Raw genomic sequence first — 22,786 nt, forward strand, 5'->3', positions numbered from 1 at the left:
AGGTAGGTTTTACCCTACCTTATAAAATATTATATCCATTTATAATTATTTTACTAATTCTAATGTATCTCTAGCTATCATTAATTCTTCGTTAGTAGGTATTAATAATATCTTAACTTTTGAATCTTCAGTAGATATTACTCTTTCTTTACCTCTTACTTTGTTAGCTTCTTCATCTAACTTCATTCCTAAGAAGTCCATGTTAGCCATTATATCAGCTCTCATACCTATACCATTTTCGCCAACACCAGCAGTGAATACAACAGCGTCAACACCGTTCATTTCTGCAGCGTAAGATCCTATATATTTCTTAACTTTTTTAGCATATGATTCTAAAGCTACTTGAGCTAATTCATTATTTTGAGCAGCAGCATCTTCTATATCTCTGAAGTCTGAAGATATACCAGTCATTCCGTATACCCCTGACTTTTTGTTCATTAAATCACTTAATCCTTTAGCGTCTAATCCTTCTTTTTCCATTAAGAATGGTAGTATAGCTGCGTCTATATCTCCACATCTAGTTCCCATTATTAATCCTTCAAGAGGAGTGAACCCCATACTTGTATCAACTGACTTACCACCATCTATTGCAGCTACAGAAGCTCCATTTCCTAAGTGACAAGTTATTATTTTACAATCTTCTATGTTTTTACCTAACATAGCAGCAGCTCTTTGAGATACATATCTATGAGAAGTTCCATGGAATCCGTATCTTCTTACACCGTACTTAGTGTATAATTCATGAGGTAATCCATATAAGTAAGATGATTTAGGCATTGTTTGATGGAAAGCAGTATCGAATACTCCTACCATTGGTACTCCTGGAAGTATAGCTTCACAAGCTTCTATTCCCATTATGTTAGCTGGGTTGTGAAGTGGTGCTAATTCTATACATTCTTCTAAAGCAGCTTTAACTTCATCAGTTATTAATACTGAACCAGCGAACTTTTCTCCCCCGTGAACAACTCTGTGTCCTACAGCTTCAACTTCTTTTATGTCTTTAACTCCACCGTATTGTGAATCAACTACAGCGTCTAATACTAACTTTATAGCATCTTGATGGTTTTTCATTGGTTGTTCAACTATAAGTTTTCCTTCAACACCATCTTTTTCTTGCTTTAGTACAGAACCTTCTATACCTATTCTTTCAACTAATCCTACACATAAAACTTCTTCATTCGACATATCTATTAACTGATATTTTAATGAAGAACTACCACAGTTTAATACTAATATTTTCATTAGTATACCTCCTTAAAATTTCAAAGATAATATGTAATAAGCTTTAGGCTTAAAATATACTAAGTATAATTTGTATACATTAAACATTTCAACAATAATTAATATACCACTTTTTTTTTAGAAAAGTATATATAATTTAAGATATTTATATTAGTCTACATTATTTTTCTCCATTTGTTATAATATTATAATAGAATTAACAAATTTATTTCTAATATAAAATAATATTTTTTTGAAATTTGTTAATAACCTTTATTAAAAAATAAAAAAAGGAGAAATTTTCATGAAAATACTTGGACTTATAGTTGAATATAATCCTTTTCATAACGGTCACTTATATCATTTACAAAAATCCATAGAAAAAACTCAAGCTACTCATACTATAGCTATTATGAGTGGTAATTTCTTACAAAGAGGAGAACCTGCTTTATTTGATAAATATACAAGAGCTCATGCCGCTGTTAAAAATGGTGTTGATTTAGTTATTGAACTTCCCACAATGTTTGCTTGTCAAAGTGCAGAAATCTTTTCTCATGGTGCAATAACTACTCTAAATACTTTAAATTGCGTTGATTCAATTTGCTTTGGAAGTGAAGAAGGAGATATCGATATTCTTTATACAATATCTAAAATATTAGTAGATGAGCCTAAAGAATTTAAAATATGCCTAAAAAAATATCTAGATGATGGAATGTTATTTCCAACAGCTAGAAGTTTAGCATTATTTGATTATATTAATAAATTTAAACTTTTAGATATTTCAAAAGAAAAACTTTTAGATATATTAAATTCATCAAACAACATACTAGGTTTAGAATACATCAAAAGTATATTAAAGTTAAATAGTAAAATAAAACCTTACACTATAACTAGAGTTCAATCAGATTATAATAGCGAAACTATAGAAAGTAATATTTGTTCTGCAACTGCAATAAGAAAGCAATTAAAAAATTTAAATGATATTTCTTCTATCTCTAAAGTTGTACCTAATAATACATTCGATGTTCTAAAAGGTAAATTTAATGATAATTTCTATCCTATGTTTGATGATAATTATTTTGAAATCCTATCATCAATAATAGTTAGAGATAAAGATATTTTAAATACATACTTTGATGTGAATGAGGGGATTGAAAATAGAATATACCAAAATATTTTTACATCTTCAACATTAGGTGATTTGAAGGAATCTATAAAATCTAAAAGATATACTATGACCAAAATAAAAAGAACTTTAAATAATATATTACTTGGAATTACTAAAAATGATATGAAGAAAATAAAAAACATTAATAGTATACCTTATATAAGAATATTAGCTTTTAATGACAAAGGACGTGAAATAATAAAAAATATAAAAAACAATTCTGAGGTAAATATCATAAATAAATTCTCTAATATTTCATTTTCTAAAGATGATGATATATTCAAAACATTAATAGACTATGATATAAAAGCAAGTAATATATATAATCTTATCTATTATAAAAACAATAAAAATCTATTAAAGGGTCCTATGGACTTTTACATATCACCTAAATATGTAAAATAAGTATACAACCTTTTATCATATATGACTACTCCATCTAATATAATAATCCTATATTAGATGGATGGTAGGTGGTCAAAATTAGTAAAAAACAAATTATCAACTTTTTCTTTCCTATTTTAATTGTTGTTACCTTAATATTAGGTATCGTAAGCTATCCAAATGAATCTATTTTGGCAGCTAAAAAAGGTTTATCTATTTGGACTAATGTATTAATACCTTCACTATTACCTTTTATAATAGGGGCAAATTTAGTTGTAGACTTAAAAGTTGTAGATATAATAGGATATATTATTAATCCTATTACTAAGTTTATTTTTAATGTATCAGGTAAAAGCGCTTTAGTCTTTGTTATCTCTACCGTATCCGGTTACCCTGTAGGTGCAAAGCTAGCATCAGAACTTAGAAATAACAATCAAATATCTCAATTTGAAGGTCAACGATTAGTCTCATTTTGTTCTACATCCGGTCCATTATTTATAGTTGGATCTGTAGCAACAGGAATGTTTAAAAACCCTTCATTAGGATATTTAATGCTTATTTGTCATTATCTTGGTTCTATATCTGTAGGACTATTATTTAGAAATTATGGTAAAGAGTCTCTAAGTAGTGACAAGTCCTCATTAAAAACAAATGTATTAAATACAATAAATAATAGATACAAAGATGAGAGGGGTTTTTTTGTTTTATTCGGAAGCGCTGTATTTAATGGTGTTAATACATTGCTTTCTATTGGAGGATTTGTAATTGTATTTTCCGTAGTTTTTGAAATATTTTCACTTTTTAATGTAATTTCTTTAATTTCATCAATCCTTTATCTTCCTCTTTCCTTATTTGGTGTTACTAAAGAACTTTGTCATGCATTCATAAGTGGATTATTTGAAATTACTATAGGATGCGATAGAGTATCTTCCGTATTATCAACCCCTGAAGTTTTAAGAGCTTCTCTTTCTAGCTTTTTAATTGGATTTAGTGGATTATCTATACTAGCTCAGTGTTGCAATTTTATAGCTAAAACTGATATAAATACAAAATTTTATATTTTCAGTAAATTTTTACACGGTTGTATAGCTAGTATATTTACTTTTTTATTATATCCAATATTAAAATCAGATTTATTTGTATCTAATTTTGATACAATGTATAATTTAGTTTATGATAATTCAGTATGGAATTTTTACTCAAGAAATTATAATATAATTCTTCCTATATTTATAATCCTTTACATATTTATGATATTATTAATATTAGAAAAAACTAGTTATAATCTAAAAAAAGAAAGCTAATTTTAGCTTTCTTTTACTTTCCTGGGTTTAATTCAATTCTATTTCGTTCAATCTCTTGTAATATACTTTTTAAGTTATGCTCTACAGTCGTTAATACATCTTCTGCATATTCTATTGACCCAAGTTTTATTTCTTTTGCAACAATTTCAGCCCTTGAAATCATCTCATTTGCTTTTTCTTCAGCCTTCACAACTGGCTCACTAGCTTCTAAATATGCATCTAATATTTCTTGAGAATTTTTCTTTAATTCTTCTATATTATTTTCATATTCTTCCTTTATTCTTTCAGCTTCTTTCTTAGCTTGTTCAACTATTTCAAGAGCTTCTTGTTTAGAATCATTTATAATTTTATGCCTTTCTTTATTTACCCAAGATGCTTGTTTTAATTCTTCTGGTAATGATGCTTTTATATTATTTATTAATTCTAATACTTCATCTTTATCAATACCACTTTTATGTGAAAATGGTATTGAAGAAGCATTACTTATTATACATTCTAATTCTTCAAATCTATCCATAACTTCTAAATCTACATACATTTTTCGTTCCCCCCATTAGCTTTTCTTTGTAGTTCATCTAAAACAGTTTCTGGCACTAAATTTTTAACATCTCCACCAAATGTTAATACTTCTTTTATTAATGACGAACTTATAAATGAATATTCTGTTTTTGTAGGTAGTATAATAGTTTCTATATTTGGATTTAGCTCTCTATTCATATGAGCCATTTGTAGTTCATACTCTATATCCGCTCCTGTTCTCACACCTCTTATTAAAGTATCTATCCCATGGTCTTGGCAATAATTTACTAAAAGTCCATCAAAGCTAACTATTTTTATATTTTTTAGATGCTTTGTACAAGATTTAATTAATTCTACTCTTTCATCAAAATTAAATAAACCTTTTTTATTTGGGTTATAAAGCACCCCTATTTGTAACTCATCAAATAGTTTTGAAGCTCTACAAATTATATCTAAATGACCATTTGTAATGGGATCAAAACTTCCTGCAAATATAGCTTTTCTCTTTCTACTTTTCATTTTATTCCTCCAATTTATAAAATGTTAAAGTTGTATTTCCATATTTTTTATCTCTAGTTTTTTCTAATCTTCCTATTTTTTCTACAAATTTATCTTTTGTATCGTGTTCAACAACTATTATCCCATCATCACATAATAAATCTGCCTCGTCTATATTTGAAAGAGCATCTATAAACATATTCTTATAGTATGGAGGATCCATAAAAATTATATCAAATTTTTTATTTTGAATCTTTAATCTGTCTATTGCATTTTTAAAATCTAAATTTAAAATTGTACTTTCATTTTCTACACGAGCTTTCTTTATATTAGATTTTACTATATTTATACTTTCTTTGCTAACATCTACAAATGTAGCAGATGATGCACCTCTAGATAAGCATTCTATACCTAATGAACCAGTGCCTGCAAATAAATCTAATACATTGCTATCTATTATATATGGATTTATTATATTAAATAAAGACTCTTTAACTCTATCTGTAGTAGGTCTTACATCTTCATTTTTTGGAGTATCTAATTTTAGTCCTCTTACTTTTCCTGATATTACTCTCAACAAACTTCACCTCTTTGTATATTTTAACATAATTTTAATTAATTTAATGAAATTTCTTTAACGGAATGTTCAAATTTTGTCAGAATCTCTCTTTTCAACATCTTATTTTCATTATTTTGTAATTTATAATCTAATCCTATAATATATCTAGCCTCTTGTTGAGCTAGCTTTAATATCTTCATATGCTTAAATATATTAGCAACTTTAAGTTCTGGAAGTCCATGTTGTCTAGTTCCAAAAAATTCACCTGGACCTCTTATTTCTAAGTCTTTTTCTGATATTTTAAATCCATCATTTGTTTCTTCCATTATAGACATTCTTTGTCTACAAACTTCACTCTTTGATGCATATATTAAAATACAATAAGACTTATGACTTCCTCTACCTACACGACCTCTTAATTGGTGAAGTTGAGCAAGACCAAATCTTTCAGCATTCTCTATTATCATTAATGTTGCATTTGGAACATTTACTCCTACTTCTATAACTGTTGTTGATACTAATATATCTATTTCTTTATTTTTGAAACTTTTCATTATCTCATCTTTTTCACTAGCTTTCATTTTTCCATGTAAAAGACCTACTCTCAGGTCGCTAAAATACTCCAACTTTAATTCCTCTACTAATTCAGTTGCAGCTTTTGCTTCTATAGCTTCACTTTCTTCAACTAATGGACATACTATATATACTTGTCTACCCTTTTCAACCTCTCTTCTTACTAAAGAGTTGTAAGCTTTATCTCTTTTTCCTTTATCTATAGCCAATGTTTCTATTGGCTGCCTTCCCGGAGGAAGCTCATCTATTATAGATATATCTAAATCTCCATAAAGTATAAGCGCTAGAGTTCTCGGTATTGGAGTTGCTGTCATTACTAGTATATCTGGATTTATGCCTTTTTCTGAAAGCTTACTTCTTTGCCTTACACCAAATCTATGTTGTTCATCAGTTATAACTATACCTAAATTATTAAATTCAACTTTATCCTCTATTAATGCATGAGTTCCTATTAATATATCAATTTCCTTATTCTTTACTCTTTCTAAAACTTTTTCCTTTTGTTTTTTAGTAAGACTTCCTACTAATAATTCAATTTCTATACCAAATGGCTTTAATGTTTCAGATAAGGATATATAATGCTGCTCTGCTAATATCTCGGTTGGAGCCATTAATGCACCTTGATACCCATTTAAAACACAATTTGCTAACGCTAAAAGAGCTACTACAGTTTTTCCAGAACCAACATCTCCCTGTACTAATCTGTTCATTACCTTATTAGATTCCATGTCTTCTATAATCTCATTTAGTGCTCTATTTTGAGCATTAGTAAGTTTAAACGGTAGTGCATCTAATATATTATCTAGCTTTTCATTTCTATTAAATTTTATTCCATCAACCTCAGTTGTCCCATTTTTAAACATAAATAAACCTAACTGAAGAATTAGAAATTCTTCAAATACAATTCTATACAAAGCTATTTTTAATGCATCTTTAGTAGTAGGATTATGAATATTTCTTATAGCATAGTCTATACTACATAACTTATACTTTTCTATTATCCTCTGAGGTAAATACTCTTTTATTCTTATTTCTTCATTATTTAAAACAGATTTTATAATACTTATTATCTCTTTATTAGTTACTCCGTAAGTCAATGGATATATAGGCATAACTTTACATGTATTTTTAGGATCATTTGTAAGATGTTCTATCTCACAAGAACTTAACTCTATAGTTTTAAATTCTTTTTTAACTTTACCAAATACTAATATAGTATCTCCACATTTATATAAGTTCTTTATATGTGGTTGATTAAAGAATGCGAGTTTTGCATATCCTGTTTCATCTTTTATATCAATTTTAGTAAGTGTCATTCCTTTTTTAGGACTTGTTGTATTTACCGATACTATTATAGCTTTTATAGTAGCCTTTTCATCATTTTGTAACTGAGCTATCTTTTTTAAATTATTTCTATCTTCAAATTGCCTTGGAAAATAAAATAATAAATCTTTTAGTGTAAATATTCCTAACTTATTAAGCTTATATGCTTTTTTAGGACCTATACCTTTTACATATTGTATGTCTTTCTCTAAATCAATCATTTTTATCACCTATAAATAAAGCCCTGTACAAATAACATTATCATACAGGACTTTAAAAATTAACTTTATTAATCTATGCTACGAACTAAAATATATTCGTTACTTAGATAATTATTCAACTGATATTAAGTAATAATAAAGAGGTTGACCTCCGTAGTATAATTCTATATCTAAATCTTCAAACTTTTCTTCTAATTCATCACGAAGATTATTTGCATCTTCTTCAGTTACATCTTCACCATAGAATAAAGTAACTATAGCGCTATCTTCATCAACTAATTTTTCTACTAAAGACGTAGTTATTTCATCTACACTGTCTCCAGCATCCATCATTTTACTTTCTGCTATGCCTATTATGTTACCTTCTTTAACTTCAACATCATTCATAACAGTATCTCTAACTGCAAATGTTACTTGACCTGATTTAACCATAGTTAAAGATTCCATAAGAGCTTGTTCGTTCTCTTCTACGCTAACATCTGCATTAAAGTTAACTAAAGCAGTGAACCCTTGTGGCGTATTTTTAGTAGGAATTACAACTATATTTTTATCACTTAATTCTTTAGCTTGATTTGCTGCCATTATTATATTACTGTTATTTGGGAATATGAATATATTTTTAGCATTTATACTATCTATAGCATTCATAAAGTCTTCTGTACTTGGGTTCATTGTTTGACCACCTTCAATTATATAGTCAACTCCGAAGTCTTTAAATATTTTTGCAAGACCTTCACCCATAGATGTAGCTATAAATCCATATTCTTTTTCCTCTACTGATTGAGCTATTTCATCAGCATCATCTACTAATGTATTTTCATGTTGAAGTTTCATATTTTCTATTTTTATTGTTACTAATTGACCATGTTTTAAGGCATCCTGAAGTACAAGCCCTGGATCATTTGTATGGATATGAACTTTTATTATACCTTCATCACCAACAACTGCTAAACTATCTCCGTACTTTAACATCATATCTCTTATTTCAGTATCGCTTATAGAGTTACTTTCTAATATAAACTCTGTACAGTAACAGAATTTTATATCTTCAGTATTTATAGAAGTTCCTGCTTGTTTAACTTCTTGAACTTTAGAATCATTTAAATCTTTTGCTTTTATTGGATTTCCTTTTAATGCCTCATACATTCCTTCATATATAAGAACTAATCCTTTACCTCCAGAGTCTACAACACCAGCTTCTTTTAGGTTTTTAAGTAATTCTGGAGTTCTCTCTAAAGATTCGTTAGCTTCAGCTATAACCATTTCTAAGAATTTTAATAAATCCTTTTCTTTCTTAGATGCTTTTATAGCGTATTCTCCACTTTCTCTTACTACTGTTAATATAGTTCCTTCTATAGGCTTTATAACTGCCTTATAAGCTGTATCAGATCCATTTTTAAAAGCCTTAGCTAAATCTTCTGTACTTATTTGTTCTTTACCTTCTATAGACTTTGAGAATCCTCTTATTATTTGAGATAATATAACTCCTGAATTCCCTCTAGCTCCCATTAAAGAACCTTTTGATAAAGACTTTCCTATGTCTGTTATGCTATCATTTTCAACTTTAGCTAATTCCTTCATAGCATACGATATAGTAAGCGACATGTTAGTACCCGTATCTCCATCTGGAACAGGGAATACATTTAACTTGTCTACTAAATCTTTATGATTTTGAAGATTATTTGCACCTGATACAAACATATCTCTTAACATCTTACCTTCTATATATTGAATCATTTTTTTCCTCCTAATTACTTAACTCTTATACCTTGAACGTTTATATCTATTTTACTTACATTTATTGATGTAATCTTTTCAACTGTATATTTTACTTTATCTATTATGTTATTAGCAACTGTTGATATATTTGTTCCATATTGTAATATAACATATAATTCTATAGATATAGTATTATCTTCTAGTTCTTCGACTACAACTCCTTTAAAAGCATTTTCACCTTTTAATAATTCTACTATCCCTTTAGACTTATATCCTAAGCCTACTAATCCATAACTTTCCATTGCCGCTCTATATGCAACTTGTGATATAACTTGTTTATCTATTTCTATACTTCCATATTGATTAACTATTTTTGCACTCATGGTTTACCCCCTTAAGTTTATTTATTTTTTAATCTATTTTTTCTGCATAATTAATATTATATATATTTATAGTATTATACAAATTTATCTATCCTATAATATTATAAATATGTTATAATTTAAATCTACCCAAATTTATTATAATTTAAATTTTTAAAATTTGGGTATAAAAAAGAAAAAAATTAGTATTTCTTTTTTTAATATTTACTTTATACAGAATTATATATATAATTTTATATGATAACAACAAATTCTTCAATATGTGTAAAGCAAATATATATTTCTATTGCACGTTTTTAATATTTATGTTAATATAAATATGTTTTTAGTCTTTAAATATAGTTATCATTTTAAGGAGGTGTACGTAAATGGCAAAGGTATGTAGCGTATGTGGTAAAGGAAAGGTTTCTGGAAACCAAGTATCACATTCAAATAGACACAGCAGAAGAACTTGGTCTGCTAACTTAAGAAGCGTTAGAGCTATAATAGATGGTACTCCTAAAAGAGTTAAGGTTTGTACTAGATGTTTACGTTCTGGAAAAATAGAAAGAGCTTAATATGTTCTTTTTAAAAGCCTACTATTTAGTAGGCTTTTCTTTTACCCTTTTTTAGAACTCTTCATGAATTTTAAAACTATGGTAGAAAGCCATTTTGGTAATTTTATTGTAACCATCTTCATAAAATACTCCCCCCTACTATTTTAAACATTTAATTTTAGATTTGTTATTCTACTATCAGCAGAATTTAACTTATATCTATGATTCTTCAATTCATATATTTATAAAACTCTATAACTAATATAAAAAAAATAAGACCCCACATCCCATAAGAGTAAATGCTATAAGAGACGTCCATATCCAGTTAGGTAATATTATAGATAGTATCACAGCTACACCTACAGAAAAGCATACAATTCCAAACAATCTTTTTGAGCTGTTATTTTTCATAAATACCTCCAGTATGTATTTAATCTCTTTGTTACATTCTATATTTTTAATTTATGCAAACTGTTATACAATTAGACCTGTCCTATAATTTAAATAAAAAAATTATTTCACTCATATTTAAAACTTTACATCCTTATCTATTATACAAATATATCAATCTAACTTTTGTATCTATCTTAACCATAATTATTCTCTTTATAATAAAAAATTCGCTTCGCTTGAGCGACGTGTCGACGAAGCACTTCATGTCGCCAACGACTTGGTCCGTTGCTTGAGCCACTGCATGGGCGAAGTATTTCAAAATCTTTTTCACGCTCAAAACCAATTTATTGATATTACTTACATTCAGAATTTATCCACATTTTTTTAATATTATAATATCCTTAAACGAAAAAAATAAGATGTAAAATATACATCTTATAGTTCTTCATTATTACTACATACATTATTTAATAATATATCTATAGATTTTTTATCTATATAGTCTATAGGTTTATTTATCACTTCTAGAATCATTTTTTCATCATCGGATATATCTGATTGTTTTTTATTTGATATACTTACTCTCAATCCAGTCATTAGGATCTTATCTTTAAGACTTAACTCTTGGTAGTTCATTTTCCCCCTAAAATAAAATATTTTTATATTATCAGTAATTTCCTTAGGTATATTATTTTCTAAAGTAAAATTTATATATTCATCATTAAATTCTCTCATACCTACCATAAATACACATACATTTTTCTCTTTTATGTACTCATAATTATTTGTTATAAATTTTATACCTTTTATTTTTCCAATATATAATGGTCCTCCATAAATTATAGTATCGTAAGCCTTTAAATCTTTTTTACCTATATCCGATACTTCATATAAATCTGCATCTAGCTTTAGTGCTATCCATCCTGCATAACGTTTTGTAGCACCATATTTAGATTTATATATAACTGCAATCTTATTCTCCATAATATACCCCCTTTTGTTACTTTTATAAATATACAACCTAAATCATATACATCCTTCATTTACTTTTCTTAATAATATATATTTCACTTCACTTAAATTACGTTTTAGCTAAATACTCCAAACCACTATATACGCTATTTTTATATCGCCAACAATACGACTCTTGCTACTTCTTTTATCACATCCATTGGCCAAAATGTAATTTCTTGCATTTTTAACCTTATTTATATTGCCTCTATTCAAAATTTACCAACAATAATTTAATATTATAATTTCTTCATACGTAAAAAAAGATGGTCATAACCACCTTTTATATATTCTTTATTATAATTATACTTCCTTCTTTTACTTTTATATTACAATTAATATCAGTCATTACATTAGATATTCCTAAAGGCCTAGAAAATTTCATGTCATAATTCTCTAGCGGATACTCTAAGTTCTTTAAAGTTACACCTTTTGCATCATTTTTTATAGGTAATATAGATATTATATCTCCTATTTCTCCATCTATAGTTATTTCTTCATCTATAGCTATATATATTTCTTCTTTCTCTGAAACTATCTTAGGTATAATTCCTCTTTTTCTTATATAGTAAAGAAGGTTTACATTGGCAATAGTATGATCTATTCTTCCTCCTAAAGCTCCCATCAAATGTATCTCTTTCGCTTTTAATTTATCTGAAAGTTCTATACATAATTCTGTATCTGTTTCATCTTTTTTAGTTGGAAATTTTTTAAATTTAACCTCTTTACTATTATAATACTTAATAATATTTTCATTTACAGAGTCTAAATCTCCTATTATATAATTTGGTACTATATTCATATTGTAAGCATGATTTGCGCCTCCATCTGAACATATTATATAATCATAACTACCTGTTGTAACTATATTATTTATATAATCATAATCTTTAATTTCACCATTTAACAAGATACAAATTTTCATAGCTCTACTTCACCGCACATGCATTTTTTCTAAATAAGTCTACTGTAGATTTTATATCTTCACTATTGAATATTGCAGATCCAGCTACTATTACATTTGCTCCGGCTCTTACCACTTTATCTACATTATCAGGTTTTATTCCACCATCTACTTGTATATCTACATTTAAACCTTCACTATCTATAAATATTTTCAATTCTTCTATTTTAGGTATCATACTTTCTATAAATGATTGACCTCCAAAACCAGGATTTACAGTCATAATAAGCACCATATCAACATCTCTTATTATATGCTTTATGGTTTCTATTGGCGTTGCAGGATTTAATGAAACCCCAACCTTTATTCCATATGATTTTATATTTTGTATAGTTCTATGTAGGTGTCTACAAGCTTCTTGATGAACTACTATTATATCACAACCTGCATCAACAAATTCTTTTATATATTGATCTGGATTCTCTATCATAAGATGAGCATCAAATACCATATTTACATCTTTTCTTAAAGATTTAACTACGCTAGGACCTAAAGTTATATTCGGAACAAAGTGTCCATCCATAACATCAATATGTAAATATTCACATCCTGCATTTTCTACCTTTTTAACATCTTCTAATAATTTTGCAAAATTCGCTGATAATATTGATGGTGCTAATTTGATCATTTTAATATCTCCTCTTCCCTGCTCTTATTTCATTTAATAATTGAATATAGCTTTCATATCTTTTTTTAGATATCTCTCTATTTTCTACTGCTTCCTTTACGGCACAACTTGGTTCATTTTCATGAATACATCTAGAACCAAATCTGCATTCATCATACTTGTCAAATTCTATAAAATATTCTTTCAATTCACTTTCATCTATGTCATCAAGTATCAATGAACTAAATCCAGGAGTATCTGCAACCATTCCTCCACACTCTAATTTTAGAAGTTCTGCATGACGAGTAGTGTGTTTACCTCTTTTAATTTTATCACTAACTTCTCCAGTCTTTAATTCAAAATTTTTATCTACTTCATTTAATAAGCTAGATTTTCCTACACCAGATGGTCCAGCAAACACAACGGTATTTCCTTTTAGTTCTTCTTTTATTTTATCTATGTTTAATTTAAGCTTATTACTAACAGGTATTACCTTATATCCACTTGCTTCATATATATCTTTTAATTCATCTAAAAGTTCACCATCAGTATCCAGGTCAACTTTAGTAAATACTATAACTATTTCCAAATTTTCTTTTTCTGCTAAAACTATAAATCTGTCTAATAGTGATAGGTTTGGTGATGGATTTTTTATAGCAAATACTATTAAAGCCTTATCTACATTTGCTATTGGTGGTCTTACTAGTTCGGTATCTCTCTCTTCTATTTCCTCTACAACACCTTTTTTATTTTCTTCATCAACTACATTTATACTAACTCTATCTCCAACTAAAGGCGTTATTTTATTTTTTCTAAATATTCCTCTAGCTCTACATTCATAAAGTCCATTTTCTGTATCTACGTAGTAAAATCCCCCTATGCCCTTTATAATTTTTCCATTTATCATTAATTGCCTCCTTAAAATTTTAACTAATATAACTATTTTATCCTATTTTTAAACAATATCCTAATAACTTTTTAAAATTTCTATAAATTTAGTTATAATTCACTCATCGTGTTAGTAAATTTTTCAATAATAAAACACCTATAAATATCAAAACCTAAGATTATAACTGTTAATCTAAAAGATGACTACTATATATTGGAGATTAATAATAATTATTATTAACTATCAAAAAAAGTAATACAATTAATATTTAAAGTTAGAAGAAGGATGGAGACCAACCTTTTTCAACTAACGAACAATTAAGTTTAAATAAATAAAAATACTAAATTATCCATATTTTCTAAAATATCATAATATCCTTGATCATAAAAAATTCGCTACGCTTGAGCGACGTGTCGTCGAAACACTTCATGTCGCCAACGATATGACACTCACTACCACTTTGAGCAACGTGTTGGCGAATCATTTCGGTGACATCCGTTGCTCAAAATGTCATTTTTTGCTTTTCTGAAACTATCGATATTATTTATATTTATAATTTATTCACAAAATTTTTTATCATAGTTTCCGTGTACATAAAAAAATAGTAAAATCTAATATTTAGACTTTACTATTTTTAATTAATCCTTATCTAACTTACGTAATTTATTTTATTAAAATTTGTTACTCTGTAAAATTATTATGTTCACTTATGCCATCACTTGTATCTCCATCAGTGCTTCCACTTGCTTCTCCATCAGTGCTTCCACTTGCTTCTCCACCAGTGCTTCCACTTGCTTCTCCACCAGTACTTCCACTTGTATTTCCATCAGTGCTTCCACTTGTAACATTATCTTGTGTATGAGGTGGTTGTGTTACTTCTTCTGAAGGTTGAACTTCTTCTTTCTGACCTTTACTAACAACTACATTTACAATTCCCCATTCTTGATTATTTTTACTACCTGATTTAGGATCTTGAGATATAATTAATCCACTACTGTATATATCACTGTACTCATACTTTATATTACTACCTAAGGATAACTTATTCTCCTTTAGAATATTTCCCGCTTCTCCTAAAGTAAGTCCTACTACATTAGGTATATTCCCATTCATAGGTCCTTTACTTAATACTAAAGTCACTACATCGCCTTCTTGAAGAATAGAACCTGACATAGGTTGTTGAGATATTATTTTACCTTTCTCAACTTCATTACTATACTCATCTTCTATATTAACCCTTATATTTAGATTTAATTTATCAAGACTCTTTTGTGCTTCATCTAACGTTAAATTGTATAAATTTGGTGTAGTTATCTGACCGTCATTATTACCAAATCCTCTTAAAAAGAATTTAGCAACTATAAATACTTGAGTAACTAAAATTAAAATTAATCCAGCTAAAGCTATTTTTAATCTTTTTCTACTCCTGTTAGGCGATTTTTTATTTTTTTGCTTCTTCTTATACTTAGGCTTTTCTTCTTCATAGTAATCATCATTGTCTTCATCATCATAAACTACTTCTTCATCATATCTATCTTTTTCTATATTTATCTGTTTATTCAATTCCTTCATATCTATATTTTTTGTAACATAATTATCATACTCTTTTATAAAATCCAAATCTATGTTCTTTTCTATATACTCTATATCTTCTATGACTTCCTCAGCAGTTTGATATCTATCAACACTAGATTTCTCAGTTAATTTCTTAATTATAGTTCTAACACTTTGAGGTATATTCACCCTTTCTTCTGAAGTAAATTCAATTTCATCGTTTATATGTTGTAACGCTATAGATATAGGACTATCCCCTCTAAAAGGAACTTTGCCTATTATCATTTCATATAAAACTATTCCTAAAGAATAAAGATCTGCATTATTACTTACAAATTTACCCTTTGCTTGTTCTGGTGAAAAATAATGTACAGAACCTATTATACTACCAATATTAGTCATAGTTGAGTTGGAAACAGCTTTTGCTATACCAAAATCCGCAACCTTAACAACCCTTCCTTCATTAGATATAAGTATATTGTGTGGTTTTATATCTCTATGAATTATACCCTTTTTATGAGCCGCACTAAGAGCCATCGCTATTTGCTTTGTTATATCAAGGGCTGTATATTCATCTAGTGTTCCTTCATTTTTTATTATTTCTTTTAAATTTTGTCCATCAATATATTCCATTACTATATAATGAACTTTGCCATCTTCTCCTACATCATACACATTCACTATATTAGGATGTGAAAGACTTGCAACCGCTTCTGCTTCTCTTTTAAATTTACCTAAAAATTCATCATCGTCTACAAATTCAGGTCTTAATACCTTAACTGCAACTATTCTATTTAATAAAATATCTTTAGCTTTGTATACAAAAGCCATTCCTCCATCACCAATTTTTTTGATGATTTCATATCTATTTCCTAAAACAGTCTCTCCCACTTTATCACCATCCTATTTCTCTTCTATCAATATAACCGAAATATTGTCTCTTCCAGAAACATCATTTGCGGTATTTATCAATTCTTGTGCTAAATCCTCTACATTTTCATCTTTTAATAGTATCTCTTCTATGGTATTATCATCTACAAATCCAGTTAATCCATCACTTGTTAATAATATCTTATTTCCTGTATCTATTTGCTTTTTAAATATATCCACTATAACCATTTCATCTGTTCCAATAGCCCTAGTTATATGATTCCTTCTTGGATGTGTTTTTGCTTCTTCTTCAGTAATAATATTTGCTTTTACAAGCTCTTCAACAACTGAATGATCTATTGTTATTTTATTAAAGCCTTCCTCGTTAAGTAAATAACATCTACTATCTCCTACGTTAGCAACATATAAATTATTTTTATATATAATTGCTATTACAAGTGTAGTTCCCATTCCTTCAAATTCTAAACTACTCATAGATTTTTCATATATTATATGATTAACATTATGATAAGCTTGTTTAATAATATCATCAATATAATCAATCTTTATATTACCACTTTGTAATAAATTTTCTTTAAAAAACTCAACTATATTTTCTACTGCTAGTTTACTTGCTACTTCACCTTTGTTATGTCCACCCATTCCATCAGCTAGTGCAAATATTCCAATAGATCCAAAATCTGTGTCTATTATTTCACCCTTACAGTAATCTTCGTTATTTTTTCTAACCTTACCTATATGGGATGCACAGTTATAAATCACAAAAATACCCCCTTAAAGCTACTTATGTTTTCTTCTCAATTGTCCACAAGCTCCACCTATATCTGAGCCCATAGATATTCTAACTGTAGCTGGTATGTTATTTTTTTCTAATATATCTCTGAATCTGTATATATGAGATTTATCTGGTCTTTTAAAATCTCTTTCTTCAACATTATTAACAGGAATCAGATTTACATGGCATAGCATCCCTTTTAATAATCTTATAAGTTCTTTTGCTTCTTTTTCAGAGTCATTTACACCTTTTATTAAAGAATATTCTATAGTAACCCTCCTATTTGTTTTTTTAATATAGTATTTACATGCATCTAATATATCTTTTATTGGATAAGCATTTGCTATAGGCATTATTTCTTTTCTTTTTTCATCATATGGAGAATGAAGAGACAGTGCTAAGTTAATAGGAATTTCTAAATCAGCTAATTCCATCATCTTCGGAGCTATTCCACATGTAGATAATGTTATATGTCTATAACCTATGTTTAAACCATTTTTATCATTAACAATTTTTAAGAATTTTTTAGTATTTTCAAAATTATCTAATGGTTCTCCACTTCCCATTAACACTAAATTTGAAACTCTCTTTCCTATATCTTCTTGTATCTTAAGTATTTGATCTATAATTTCCCATGGCTCTAAATTTCTTATCAATCCTTCTAATGTAGATGCACAAAATCTACATCCCATTCTGCATCCAACTTGATTTGATATACAAACTGTAACTCTATCTTCATAATCCATCATTACAGATTCTATTATATTACCATCATTTAATTCAAATAAGTATTTTCTAGTTTTGTCTATATTAGATTTTAAACTTAATTCTATTTTTAAATTTCCGATAAAAGAAACTTCTTCAAGCTTTTCTCTTAAAGACTTTGGTATATTTTTCATATCATCAAAAGTCTTTGCTCCTTTGTATATCCATGAATAGATTTGAGACCCTCTAAATGACGGCTCTCCTATAGATTTTACAAATTCTTTTAATTCTTCTTCTGTAAAGTTTTTTAATGCTACTTTATTTTGACTCATACTATCACTACCTTACTCTTTTTAATTTTGCTATAAAGAATCCATCCATACCGTGAATATTAGGATATATTTTTAAGTATCCTTTTTCTTGATTATCTAAATCTACATTTACTTCATCGATAGGTACTAATTCAAAGTTGTCATTTTCTTTTAAGAAATTATTTATTACTTCTATATTTTCACTATCTAATATAGTACATGTACTGTATAAAAGACTTCCACCTACCTTAACATACTTGGATGCATTTTCTAAAATCTTTCTTTGTAAAACTGGTAAATCTTTTATTTCTGCCTTTGATTTATATTTTATTTCTGGCTTTCTTCTTATTATACCCAGACCTGAGCAAGGAACATCAGCTAGAACATAATCAAATTTATCTACGCTATTTTCATCTAAAATTGATGCATCAAAGTTTTGAACTTCTACGTTTGTAAGACCTAATCTATTTACCGTATTATTTATAAGTTTTAATTTATGTTCAAATACATCTCTAGAAATAACCTTACCAGTATTGTTCATAAGTGTTGCTATGTGAGTAGTTTTTCCTCCAGGAGCACTACATACATCTAATGCATTTGAATTTTCTTTAGGATTTAATACCTTTGATGCCATCATAGAACTTATATCTTGTATAGTAAATAATCCTTCTTTAAATAATTCATTATTTTCTATATCTTTAAGATTTTCAACCTTTATAGCTTCATCTATAATAGATACTTTATAAACTTTTAACCCATTTTCTTTTAATTTTTCTATAAGTTCATCTCTGCTAATCTTTAATGTATTAGTTCTTAAATATATACTAGGCTTTTCATTATTAGCTTCTATTAAGTCTTCTGTAAAATCTCTTCCAAAACTATTAATAAAATTTTTTATCATCCAAGGACTATATGAATATTTAGTAGATAGATACATTATATCGTCATTTTCTATATCTACATTTAATATCTCATCTTTATTCCTTATAATATTTCTAAGTATGGCATTTACAAATCCACTAGATCTTTTATCATACTTCTTGACTAAGTTAACAGTTTCATTTACAGCTGCGTAATCCGAAATACTATTTAAAAACGCAATCTGATAAATCCCCATTCTTAGTAATATTTTAACACATATTGATAATTTTTGCGTCTTTATCTTTGAAAGTTTATTTATAACATAGTCTAAATAATATTTGTTTTCAACTACTCCATATACAATTTCTGTAGCTAGTCCTCTATCTTGATTTGATATTTTTAAATTTTTAAAATGTTTATTTATTGCTATATTAGAATAATTGTTATTTTCTTCTATATCACAAAGAATTTTAAATGCTATCTCTCTTGCCTTCATATTGTCTCCTTATATTTTACACAGAAAAAGTCCTAGAAACTCTAGGACAATCTCCATTTAATCATTATCTCTATTAGCTATTGCTACTAATCTAAGTAATTGAAGTACTGATGTTAAAGCTGCTGCAACATATGTTAATGCTGCTGCTGTAAGTACTTTTCTACTTTGATTTAACTCTTTCCCTTCTACAATACCTAAATTTCCAAGCTGAACTAATGCTCTATTAGAAGCATTAAACTCAACAGGTAAAGTTATTATTTGAAATAAAACTGATGCCGAAAATAAAAGTATACCTATTTCTAAAAATGGACCTCTCATAATAAATCCTAACGCGATTAAAATCCATGATATATTTGATGCAAAGTTTACTACCGGAACTAAACTACTTCTTAAATTTAGAGGCACATATCCTTTGGCATGTTGAATCGCATGGCCACATTCATGAGCAGCAACAGCTACTGATGTTACTGATGTTCCGTAGTATATATCTTGAGATAATCTTAATACTTTACTTCTTGGGTCATAATGGTCACTTAAATGACCTCTTACCATTTCAATTCTAACATCATATAATCCATTTGATTCTAATATTCTTCTTGCAACTTGTTCCCCTGTAAATCCTCTTTGAGTATTGACTCTTAAAAATCTACTAGTTGTTGAACTTACTTTAAACTGAGCATACATAGTAAAAAGTATTGCTGGAATTAAGATTATGAAAGTAGGATCAATTCCTCCATAGTATCCGTAACCATAGTATGGCATTAAAAACACTCTCCCTTAATATTTATTTTTTATTAGTTAAGAAATTTATTGCATTTTCAATTTCATGTATATCTATTAAAGTATCTACACATGGCCCGTTTGGTCTTTTGTTAAATACACCTAACACTGGTATATGCTTCATATCTTGAATACCAGATGTTAAATCTCTCTCACAAGCTACAGCTATAACAGCTTTAGGTTTATTATCTATAATTATTTTTCTAGCTAGTGTTCCACCTGTAGCTATAAATACATTCATTCCAGTTTTTTCTTTTAGTTTGACTAAGTCACTTACATTACATAATCCACATTTTGCACAATTTTCTATTTTATTAGTTACTTTTAATTTGCAACTATTTTTTTGTATACAATGAGGTATAAGTATTAATATATCTTCAGAATTAAAATTATATTCATTGCTATATATATAGCTATTATTTAATTTCACAAATATTTTTCTTATTTCATTTTTAGGTATACCTATAGATGAAGCTATAAAAATCACTGGATTAAATAATAAGTTTGCAATTTTTAAGTTAATTTTCATTAAACTAGAACTAACTTTTTTATCCTTAATTACATTATAAGTAACTATTGTTGAAAAAATTATAATAATTATTATAGATAATACTAAGATATTAATTAATAATCCAAATATATGAGCTAAACTAGATATAAATATATTTACAATAACAGTACCTAAAATAAGTATTGCTACTAATATACATATTGTTGTTAGGTATTTTTTGATGTCTATCATATGCACACCTAACCTAATATTGTATTAGTATTTATATTATTTCCTTTTATATATTCAGATACAAGTACCCTTTTCTTTCCTGGCATTTGAATTTCTTTAACTAAAACTACATTATCCTTAGTACTTACTCTTATACCATCTTTGTCAACCTTAAGTACTGTTCCTGGCTCTTTATCACTAGTTTCATTTAAAACTTCAGTTTTCCAAACCTTCATAGTAGATTCTTCATAAGTTGTATAAGCACTTGGCCATGGATTTACACCTCTTACAAGATTATGTATTTCCCTTGCTGATTTTGACCAGTTTATTTCTCCTAAGGCTTTATTCATCATTGGAGCATATGTAAACTCTTCATGATTTTGAGGTATTCTAGGGGCAGTTCCTTTTTCTATTTGTTTTAATGTTTCTATTAAAACATCCGCTCCTATATCTTTCATTTTGTCATGAAGTTCTCCTGCTGTTATTTCATCATCTAAATCAAATTCTTCTGTTAATATCATATCTCCAGTATCTAGACCTTCATCCATATACATAGTCGTAACACCAGTTTTGTCTTCTCCATTTATTATTACCCAGTTTATTGGAGCTGCTCCTCTATATTTAGGTAATAATGAGACGTGAACATTTATACATCCAAATTTAGGTATATCTAATATTGATTTTGGAAGTATTTGACCAAATGCAACTACTACTATTATATCTGGATTTAATTCTTTTAAAGTTCCTACAAATTCTTCATCTCTAGCCTTTATCGGTTGATATACCGGTATATCATATTTTAAAGCTAATTCCTTAACAGGTGGCATACCTAATTTTTTACCTCTATTTTGTGGTTTATCAGGTTGAGTTACAACACCTATTACGTCATATTTTTCATCTATCAGTTTTTGTAAACATCCTGTAGCTATATCAGGTGTTCCCATAAATAGTACTCTCATTTTATCAGCTCCTATTATTTCTCTACTTTATCTACGTATAGTATTCCATCTAAATGATCTATCTCATGGCAGAATGCTCTAGCTAAAAGCTCTTCTCCTTCTATTTCAAATAATTGACCTTTTCTATTATAAGCTCTTACTTTTACAATATTTGGTCTTCTAACTATTCCTGATTCTCCTATAACACTTAAGCATCCTTCTTCTCCTATTTGTTCTCCAGATGTTTCTATTATCTCAGGATTTATAAGTTCTAGTAACCCATCTCCGATATCTATAACTACTATTCTTTTTAATATACCAACTTGAGGTGCAGCAAGTCCTACTCCATCAGCATTATACATTGTATCTGCCATATCATCTAATATTTGTATTATCTTTTCATCGATTACTTCAACTTTTTTTGCTTTCTTTCTTAAAACTGGTTCTCCTATTTGAACTATTTCTCTTAATGCCATTTTTTA

At 27.8% G+C, this 22,786-nt stretch carries 23 protein-coding genes; 3 read left to right on the forward strand and 20 right to left on the reverse strand.

Annotated features, from left to right (window positions below; translation table 11 throughout):
• Positions 1-45: 45 nt before the first annotated feature.
• Complete coding sequence (locus CRIB_RS08975) at positions 46-1,242, reverse strand: acetate/propionate family kinase (RefSeq protein ID WP_180702041.1); 1,197 nt, start codon at positions 1,240-1,242, stop codon at positions 46-48.
• A gap of 283 nt (positions 1,243-1,525) precedes the next feature.
• Between CRIB_RS08975 and CRIB_RS08980 the strand changes: the two genes are divergently transcribed.
• Together CRIB_RS08980 and CRIB_RS08985 are read left to right on the forward strand one after the other, a co-directional pair.
• Entirely contained in the window at positions 1,526-2,794 is a 1,269-nt protein-coding gene (locus CRIB_RS08980) for a nucleotidyltransferase (RefSeq protein ID WP_180702042.1), read from the forward strand.
• 68 nt (positions 2,795-2,862) lie between these two features.
• Positions 2,863-4,077, forward strand: a complete 1,215-nt coding sequence (locus tag CRIB_RS08985; protein ID WP_180702043.1) for a sporulation integral membrane protein YlbJ — start codon at positions 2,863-2,865, stop codon at positions 4,075-4,077.
• A 13-nt stretch (positions 4,078-4,090) separates the two neighbouring features.
• Here the strand turns inward: CRIB_RS08985 and CRIB_RS08990 are convergent, their stop codons facing one another.
• From CRIB_RS08990 to CRIB_RS09015, 6 genes are all read right to left on the reverse strand, one after another.
• Positions 4,091-4,615, reverse strand: a complete 525-nt coding sequence (locus CRIB_RS08990) for a hypothetical protein (RefSeq protein WP_180702044.1) — start codon at positions 4,613-4,615, stop codon at positions 4,091-4,093.
• Entirely contained in the window at positions 4,606-5,115 is a 510-nt protein-coding gene (gene coaD / locus CRIB_RS08995; protein WP_180702045.1) for a pantetheine-phosphate adenylyltransferase, read from the reverse strand. The genes CRIB_RS08990 and coaD overlap by 10 nt, the downstream gene beginning before the upstream one ends.
• A gap of 1 nt (position 5,116) precedes the next feature.
• Positions 5,117-5,671 carry a 16S rRNA (guanine(966)-N(2))-methyltransferase RsmD gene (gene rsmD, locus CRIB_RS09000; RefSeq protein ID WP_180703708.1) on the reverse strand — a complete coding sequence of 185 codons (555 nt, stop codon included), beginning with the start codon at positions 5,669-5,671 and terminating at the stop codon, positions 5,117-5,119.
• Between the two features lie 38 nt (positions 5,672-5,709).
• A complete protein-coding gene (gene recG, locus CRIB_RS09005; protein ID WP_180702046.1) occupies positions 5,710-7,770 on the reverse strand; it encodes an ATP-dependent DNA helicase RecG in 2,061 nt (686 codons plus the stop codon).
• 111 nt (positions 7,771-7,881) lie between these two features.
• The gene (locus CRIB_RS09010) at positions 7,882-9,507 is read right to left on the reverse strand and encodes a DAK2 domain-containing protein (RefSeq protein WP_180702047.1); all 1,626 of its coding nucleotides are present in this window, start codon (positions 9,505-9,507) and stop codon (positions 7,882-7,884) included.
• A gap of 14 nt (positions 9,508-9,521) precedes the next feature.
• Positions 9,522-9,872: an Asp23/Gls24 family envelope stress response protein gene (locus tag CRIB_RS09015; RefSeq protein ID WP_180702048.1), complete on the reverse strand. Its 351-nt coding sequence runs from the start codon at positions 9,870-9,872 to the stop codon at positions 9,522-9,524.
• Between the two features lie 368 nt (positions 9,873-10,240).
• Between CRIB_RS09015 and rpmB the strand changes: the two genes are divergently transcribed.
• Positions 10,241-10,429, forward strand: a complete 189-nt coding sequence (gene rpmB / locus CRIB_RS09020; RefSeq protein ID WP_071119660.1) for a 50S ribosomal protein L28 — start codon at positions 10,241-10,243, stop codon at positions 10,427-10,429.
• Between the two features lie 237 nt (positions 10,430-10,666).
• On the opposite strand, the gene CRIB_RS09025 is transcribed toward rpmB, so the two are convergent.
• The 13 genes from CRIB_RS09025 to def all read right to left on the reverse strand — a co-directional run bounded on the left by CRIB_RS09025 (position 10,667) and on the right by def (position 22,780).
• Entirely contained in the window at positions 10,667-10,819 is a 153-nt protein-coding gene (locus CRIB_RS09025; protein WP_180702049.1) for a 2-oxoglutarate translocator, read from the reverse strand.
• A gap of 417 nt (positions 10,820-11,236) precedes the next feature.
• Positions 11,237-11,785: a flavodoxin domain-containing protein gene (locus CRIB_RS09030; RefSeq protein ID WP_180702050.1), complete on the reverse strand. Its 549-nt coding sequence runs from the start codon at positions 11,783-11,785 to the stop codon at positions 11,237-11,239.
• Between the two features lie 310 nt (positions 11,786-12,095).
• On the reverse strand, positions 12,096-12,737 hold the full coding sequence (locus tag CRIB_RS09035; protein WP_180702051.1) for a thiamine diphosphokinase: 642 nt from the start codon (positions 12,735-12,737) through the stop codon (positions 12,096-12,098).
• Between the two features lie 4 nt (positions 12,738-12,741).
• Entirely contained in the window at positions 12,742-13,404 is a 663-nt protein-coding gene (rpe, locus tag CRIB_RS09040; protein WP_180702052.1) for a ribulose-phosphate 3-epimerase, read from the reverse strand.
• A gap of 1 nt (position 13,405) precedes the next feature.
• The gene (rsgA, locus tag CRIB_RS09045) at positions 13,406-14,290 is read right to left on the reverse strand and encodes a ribosome small subunit-dependent GTPase A (RefSeq protein ID WP_180702053.1); all 885 of its coding nucleotides are present in this window, start codon (positions 14,288-14,290) and stop codon (positions 13,406-13,408) included.
• Between the two features lie 663 nt (positions 14,291-14,953).
• A complete protein-coding gene (pknB, locus tag CRIB_RS09050) occupies positions 14,954-16,717 on the reverse strand; it encodes a Stk1 family PASTA domain-containing Ser/Thr kinase (protein WP_180702054.1) in 1,764 nt (587 codons plus the stop codon).
• 12 nt (positions 16,718-16,729) lie between these two features.
• Positions 16,730-17,479, reverse strand: coding sequence for a Stp1/IreP family PP2C-type Ser/Thr phosphatase (locus CRIB_RS09055; protein WP_180702055.1), 750 nt, complete (start codon positions 17,477-17,479; stop codon positions 16,730-16,732).
• An 18-nt stretch (positions 17,480-17,497) separates the two neighbouring features.
• Positions 17,498-18,529, reverse strand: coding sequence for a 23S rRNA (adenine(2503)-C(2))-methyltransferase RlmN (gene rlmN / locus CRIB_RS09060; protein WP_180702056.1), 1,032 nt, complete (start codon positions 18,527-18,529; stop codon positions 17,498-17,500).
• A gap of 7 nt (positions 18,530-18,536) precedes the next feature.
• Positions 18,537-19,865 (reverse strand): 16S rRNA (cytosine(967)-C(5))-methyltransferase RsmB, encoded by a 1,329-nt coding sequence (gene rsmB / locus CRIB_RS09065; RefSeq protein WP_180702057.1) that lies wholly within the window; start codon positions 19,863-19,865, stop codon positions 18,537-18,539.
• Positions 19,866-19,922: 57 nt separating this feature from the next.
• Positions 19,923-20,627 carry a zinc metallopeptidase gene (locus CRIB_RS09070; RefSeq protein ID WP_180702058.1) on the reverse strand — a complete coding sequence of 235 codons (705 nt, stop codon included), beginning with the start codon at positions 20,625-20,627 and terminating at the stop codon, positions 19,923-19,925.
• Between the two features lie 22 nt (positions 20,628-20,649).
• Positions 20,650-21,387, reverse strand: a complete 738-nt coding sequence (locus CRIB_RS09075) for a DUF116 domain-containing protein (protein ID WP_180702059.1) — start codon at positions 21,385-21,387, stop codon at positions 20,650-20,652.
• Positions 21,388-21,395: 8 nt separating this feature from the next.
• Positions 21,396-22,325, reverse strand: a complete 930-nt coding sequence (gene fmt / locus CRIB_RS09080; protein WP_180702060.1) for a methionyl-tRNA formyltransferase — start codon at positions 22,323-22,325, stop codon at positions 21,396-21,398.
• Positions 22,326-22,339: 14 nt separating this feature from the next.
• On the reverse strand, positions 22,340-22,780 hold the full coding sequence (gene def / locus CRIB_RS09085) for a peptide deformylase (RefSeq protein ID WP_180702061.1): 441 nt from the start codon (positions 22,778-22,780) through the stop codon (positions 22,340-22,342).
• Positions 22,781-22,786: the final 6 nt, after the last annotated feature.

The organism is Romboutsia ilealis (assembly GCF_900015215.1).
Classification (GTDB): Bacteria; Bacillota; Clostridia; order Peptostreptococcales; family Peptostreptococcaceae; genus Romboutsia; species Romboutsia ilealis.